This window comes from Mangrovibacterium sp. (assembly GCF_059905295.1).
Map to the genome: position 1 here is coordinate 1 of NZ_JBZQJF010000295.1, position 4,533 is coordinate 4,533.

The following is a 4,533-nucleotide window of genomic DNA, read 5'->3' on the forward strand; positions in this document are numbered from 1 at the left end:
GGTTCTCCCTTCAGGGAGTTAGCGGGTGAAAACAAGGACGGTATCCAATTGCTCACTGCGACTAATCGCTCATGTCTCCCTACTCGCATCTCATTACTCATTACTCATTACTCATTACCTCCCTGCTTCTTCAAACCGAATATGGCTGGTATTGATCACCTGCGCCTCTTCGAATGAAGTCATCTCTGAAAGCACGGCTACAGCACCCTGCATCATGGGGTAAGCCAGTGCTGCACCGGTACCTTCACCCAAACGAAGGCCAAAAGCCAACACCGGATCGGCGTTCATATAGTTCAGCATCTTATGATGTCCCTGCTCGTTCGAAACATGTGCAAACACGGCGTAATCCAGGACATTCCGATTCAATTCCGAGGCCACCAGCATACCGGCCGTGGTAATAAAACCATCGACAAGGATGACCATGCGGCGAGCAGCAGCTTCAAACATACCGCCGGCAATAGTTGCCACTTCGAGACCACCAAAACGTGCCAGGTTCTCAAGTACGTTTTCCGACACACCATGCCTGGCAATGGCCTGCTCAATAACGCGGGCTTTGTGCGAAACACCATCCCGATCGAGTCCGGCGCCCGGACCTACACAGTCCTTAACCGGCAACTTACAAATGATGGACATCAGCGCCGAAGCAGGCGTTGTATTGCCAATACCCATCTCGCCAAAACCAATAATGTTGGTGCCTTCCTCACAAAACCTCGCTACAATACGACGCCCGTTGTTAAAGGCTTGCATACACTCGTCCATGGTCATGGCAGGCTCGTACAAAAAGTTACGCGTACCCTTGCGAACCTTGGCATCAATCAGTTTCGGGTGTGGGTGGAAATCAAAATTCACCCCGGCATCTACCACATGTAAATCCATACCGTACACACGTGACAGCAAGCCGATTCCACCACCACCCTGCAGAAAATTCAGCACCTGTTGCCAGGTAATTTCAACCGGGCAAGGACTCACCCCCTCGGCACAAATTAAGTGGTCCGATGCCACTGTTAACATCACCGGTTTTCGCAATTCCGGTGTTAATGTATCTTGAATAAGCGCCACCTGCATGGCCAGCGACTCCAATCGGCCAAGCGATCCTACCGGCTTGGCTTTATTGTCGAGTTTATGCTGAATGGCATTCCGTAATCCCCCATTAATTTCGGGGATTTCAAATTCGTTTTGTTGCATTTGGTTTTTGTTGATTTTTCGCGAAGGAAACACCTCTTACTCCAATCTCAGAAGCACCCTTCTGAAAGTGCCTTCAAAGATACGTTTTTCAGGTCGGAAAAGGCTGAAAACACCAGGAGAATCAGGCTGAATTTTGGGGATTTAACAAGGCGGGAAACAGCTCGACAGTAAACATCTTTCACCGGGAAAAACAACCTGTTAAAAGTTCCGGTAGTAGGATAAACTTTTCATAGCTTACCGAACATCGAGCTCTAATTATTGCTACCTTTAATAGTGAATTCAAAAAACGAATCGTTATGAAAAAAATCATCCGCATTGTAGCTGGCACGCTAACTGGTTTGTTACCCGTTATTGGAGCAACGATGTTCAGCATTTTAATCTATAACGAGCTGCAATCTGTCATCGGAATCCTGATTGCTGCCTTCCTTTTCCTTGGAGCTGTTTGGTTTGGGGTAATCGTCTTCAAATCTATTTACCGGCAAGGCTTCCTGAAATTTATGACACCTGTTTTCTCCACACCCGACCTGGACAACCTGGAGCCGCTGGAAGACGAGAAAAAGTAAATTGAAGCGGTCTGCCAATTGTCATTAGTAGTCATTAGTAACACAACTCACCATCATAAGAATAACCCCGTCTGTCATTGAAAAAGTAAAGTCTTTGTCTCTCGACTCAGGACTAATCGCTCACGACTCAATCGTAAACTCCACAAGCTCGCCGTAATTCACTTTATTTTGAAAGGCATCTTGGGGCTTGGTACCGTTTAACAGGCAAAAAAGAGCCCTGATTATTCCGCCATGGGTAACCACAACAACATGCTCGTAAGCAGTACTCTTTAAATCGATCAAAAACTCAGCAGTGCGGTGAATCTGATCCTGAAACGATTCGCCACCTGGTGTCCGTACACCGACAAAGTCATCAAACCAGGCTTTCGCTTCAACAGTTTCATCCATATCATCCCACTTTTGCATTTCCCAGGCACCAAAATTCAGCTCCATCAAACGGTCATCAAAAAAAATCGTTTCACGTGGAAACAAATCTTCAGCCAGCTTTCGACAGCGGGTCAAGGGGCTACAATACACCGCATCGTACTGATACCAATCGGTTTGCGTTTTCACAGCAACCATTTCCTCAGCGTAGGTTGATGCCAGTGGAACATCTGTTTGCCCGTAGCAAACACCTGCAGGCACATCAACACGGGTATGGCGGATAGCGGTAATTTGCATTTCTCTGAGATTGTGAAATTATAGCATTCAAATGAAATAAATTATAAGGTTATACAAACAAAATCAAACCTCAATTTCTTTATTAACCTTAACAGTGGGAGCAATAACGGTTTTTGAAGTATTCGTTAAAAAGATCCTTCATAACCAGAACACCATACTTTCATCTCAATAAGGTAATATAAGCCAAACCTTATCTTCTTAACTAACCTTAGTAGAAGAAAACACCAGCCCCTCTCCCCTTACCTTATTCGATTATTTTTAATCTGGTTTACGAATCGTTTGTTGATAATGCTTGATAAACTCTTCATATTCTTCAGCAAATGTATGCTTCCGATGATGTTCGGGTTGATTTAAGATATACTTACAGACCCTATCTACATGACTTTTAGAAACAGAAAAAGCAGAACAACTTTGCTGCCATTTAAATTGTCCCGCAACAAGCTTATTTTCCCGGATAAACCGCTCCGAACTTTCAGCAACTATTGTAGCCAACTTCTGCTCGGAAATTGCAGGCGAGCGGGATACCAGAAGATGTAAGTGTTCTGGGTTGGCATAAATAGCATAAAGCTGTGATTCGTTGTTATTTACAATTCCGCTAATATATTTTTCAATACGCTCTCTGGATGCCTCAAAAATAACTGGTTGACGATGTAAGGTTGAGAAAATAAGATGGGTATAAAGGTTATTGTATTCTATTTTCATGGGAAAAGGCTAACGTTTACTTTAAAGTTAAAGCATTCTACCTTGAATTTCAATAAGGCAATAAGGTTAATCCATAGAATATCGACTTCTCTACTAAGGTTGGATAACAAAATAAAGTTACATAAACCAAACCTTATTCTTCCTAATTAACCTTAGTAGAAACACCAATAGCCTGAGAGTAAACCTTATTAGCATATCTTTAAACCTCGGTTTTTTAATCGCTACATCAGTCCAAAGTGCGCCACGCCTAGCAAACACAAATAGAACAACACCTCAATCAGCTGTTGCACAGCGCCAAGGCAGTCTCCGGTGTAGCCACCAATCTTACGCTCAGAATATTTTTTAAAGCGAAAGGTTACCAATAGTGCCAAAGGCAAAACAACAGCCATGAGTTGCCAGGGCAGAAAAGCCACAGGGATCAAAGCAAAAAAGATAGCAATGATCAGGTCGCTGTTCTTCCCTCTTTTCCCGATTGGTTTGGCCTTACTAAGCTCATCCACCCGCGAATACCTGCTGGTAAAGATGATCAGTACAGGCATCAGGCGACTAAAAGCATGAGCTGCAATCATGCTTAGCGGAATCGCATAAACTGGCATAGCCTGGAGCGCCAGAAACTTGGTTCCCAACATACCCAGCAATCCAACAGAGCCGTAAGTACCTATGCGACTGTCTTTCATGATCGTCAGAATCTTCTCGCGGGTATAGCCACCACCAAAACCATCACAGAAATCAGCAAAACCATCTTCGTGAAAAGCTCCGGTTAGTAAGATTGTCGCCAACATACTTAGCAACACGCTCACCCCCAACGGTAAAATCTGAACGAGTCCATAGAATACACCAGCTCCCACTCCCCCAACAATCCACCCGATGAACGGGAAATATCGGGTCGCCCGGTTCAGGCGTTCAGGCGAGTATTCCAATGTTGCCGGCACCGGAATGCGCGTGTAAAACATGATGGCTGTAAGGAGCAGTTGAATTTGACGTTTCATACGAACGAGATATTAGATTTTAGACGATAGACAGTAAAAACAGCTGCAAAAAGGTTCTAAATTCTACTGTCTAACGTCTTCTTCTCTAGTTGTTATTCTTTATTCGAAACGCCGGCGTCCTCAAAACTCGACATTTCATTTAAAAAGTTCACGGCAGACTTGATCACAGGATAGGCAACAGCTGCTCCGGAACCTTCACCTAAACGCATTCCTAAAGACAACACCGGCTCAGCCTTCAAATGTTCCAAAATCAGGCGATGCCCCTGCTCTTCTGACGAATGACAGAAGATGCAGTTTTCGCGAACCGAAGCATCAAACTGAATGGCCGTGAGGCAAGCTGCCGTTGTAATAAAGCCATCGACCAGGATAACCATGTCCTGTTTTTTAGCCTCAAGCATAGCACCAGCCATCATCGCTATTTCAAATCCACCAAA

General features: G+C 44.5%; 6 protein-coding genes. 1 reads left to right on the forward strand and 5 read right to left on the reverse strand.

The window, feature by feature from the left end:
* Positions 1–114 precede the first annotated feature (114 nt).
* Positions 115–1,185, reverse strand: a complete 1,071-nt coding sequence (cobT, locus tag AC37HE_RS14935) for a nicotinate-nucleotide--dimethylbenzimidazole phosphoribosyltransferase (protein WP_500783656.1) — start codon at positions 1,183–1,185, stop codon at positions 115–117.
* Positions 1,186–1,481: 296 nt separating this feature from the next.
* Here cobT and AC37HE_RS14940 point away from each other — a divergent pair, with 296 nt between their 5' ends.
* Positions 1,482–1,748: a hypothetical protein gene (locus AC37HE_RS14940; RefSeq protein WP_500783657.1), complete on the forward strand. Its 267-nt coding sequence runs from the start codon at positions 1,482–1,484 to the stop codon at positions 1,746–1,748.
* Between the two features lie 120 nt (positions 1,749–1,868).
* On the opposite strand, the gene cobC is transcribed toward AC37HE_RS14940, so the two are convergent.
* From cobC to AC37HE_RS14960, 4 genes are all read right to left on the reverse strand, one after another.
* Positions 1,869–2,408, reverse strand: a complete 540-nt coding sequence (gene cobC / locus AC37HE_RS14945; RefSeq protein ID WP_500783658.1) for an alpha-ribazole phosphatase — start codon at positions 2,406–2,408, stop codon at positions 1,869–1,871.
* A gap of 258 nt (positions 2,409–2,666) precedes the next feature.
* A complete protein-coding gene (locus AC37HE_RS14950) occupies positions 2,667–3,110 on the reverse strand; it encodes a transposase (RefSeq protein ID WP_500783659.1) in 444 nt (147 codons plus the stop codon).
* A gap of 221 nt (positions 3,111–3,331) precedes the next feature.
* The gene (locus AC37HE_RS14955) at positions 3,332–4,099 is read right to left on the reverse strand and encodes an adenosylcobinamide-GDP ribazoletransferase (protein ID WP_500783660.1); all 768 of its coding nucleotides are present in this window, start codon (positions 4,097–4,099) and stop codon (positions 3,332–3,334) included.
* Positions 4,100–4,191: 92 nt separating this feature from the next.
* On the reverse strand, positions 4,192–4,533 hold a 342-nt coding region (locus AC37HE_RS14960; RefSeq protein WP_500783661.1), incomplete at its 5' end, for a nicotinate-nucleotide--dimethylbenzimidazole phosphoribosyltransferase.

Excerpts from the sequence above, each read along its gene's own strand:
- cobC (WP_500783658.1), bottom strand. The coding sequence starts at position 2,408 with ATGCAAATTACCGCTATCCGCCATACCCGTGTTGATGTGCCTGCAGGT.
- AC37HE_RS14950 (WP_500783659.1), bottom strand. The coding sequence starts at position 3,110 with ATGAAAATAGAATACAATAACCTTTATACCCATCTTATTTTCTCAACC.
- AC37HE_RS14955 (WP_500783660.1), bottom strand. The coding sequence starts at position 4,099 with ATGAAACGTCAAATTCAACTGCTCCTTACAGCCATCATGTTTTACACG.
- cobT (WP_500783656.1), bottom strand. The coding sequence starts at position 1,185 with ATGCAACAAAACGAATTTGAAATCCCCGAAATTAATGGGGGATTACGG.
- AC37HE_RS14940 (WP_500783657.1), top strand. The coding sequence starts at position 1,482 with ATGAAAAAAATCATCCGCATTGTAGCTGGCACGCTAACTGGTTTGTTA.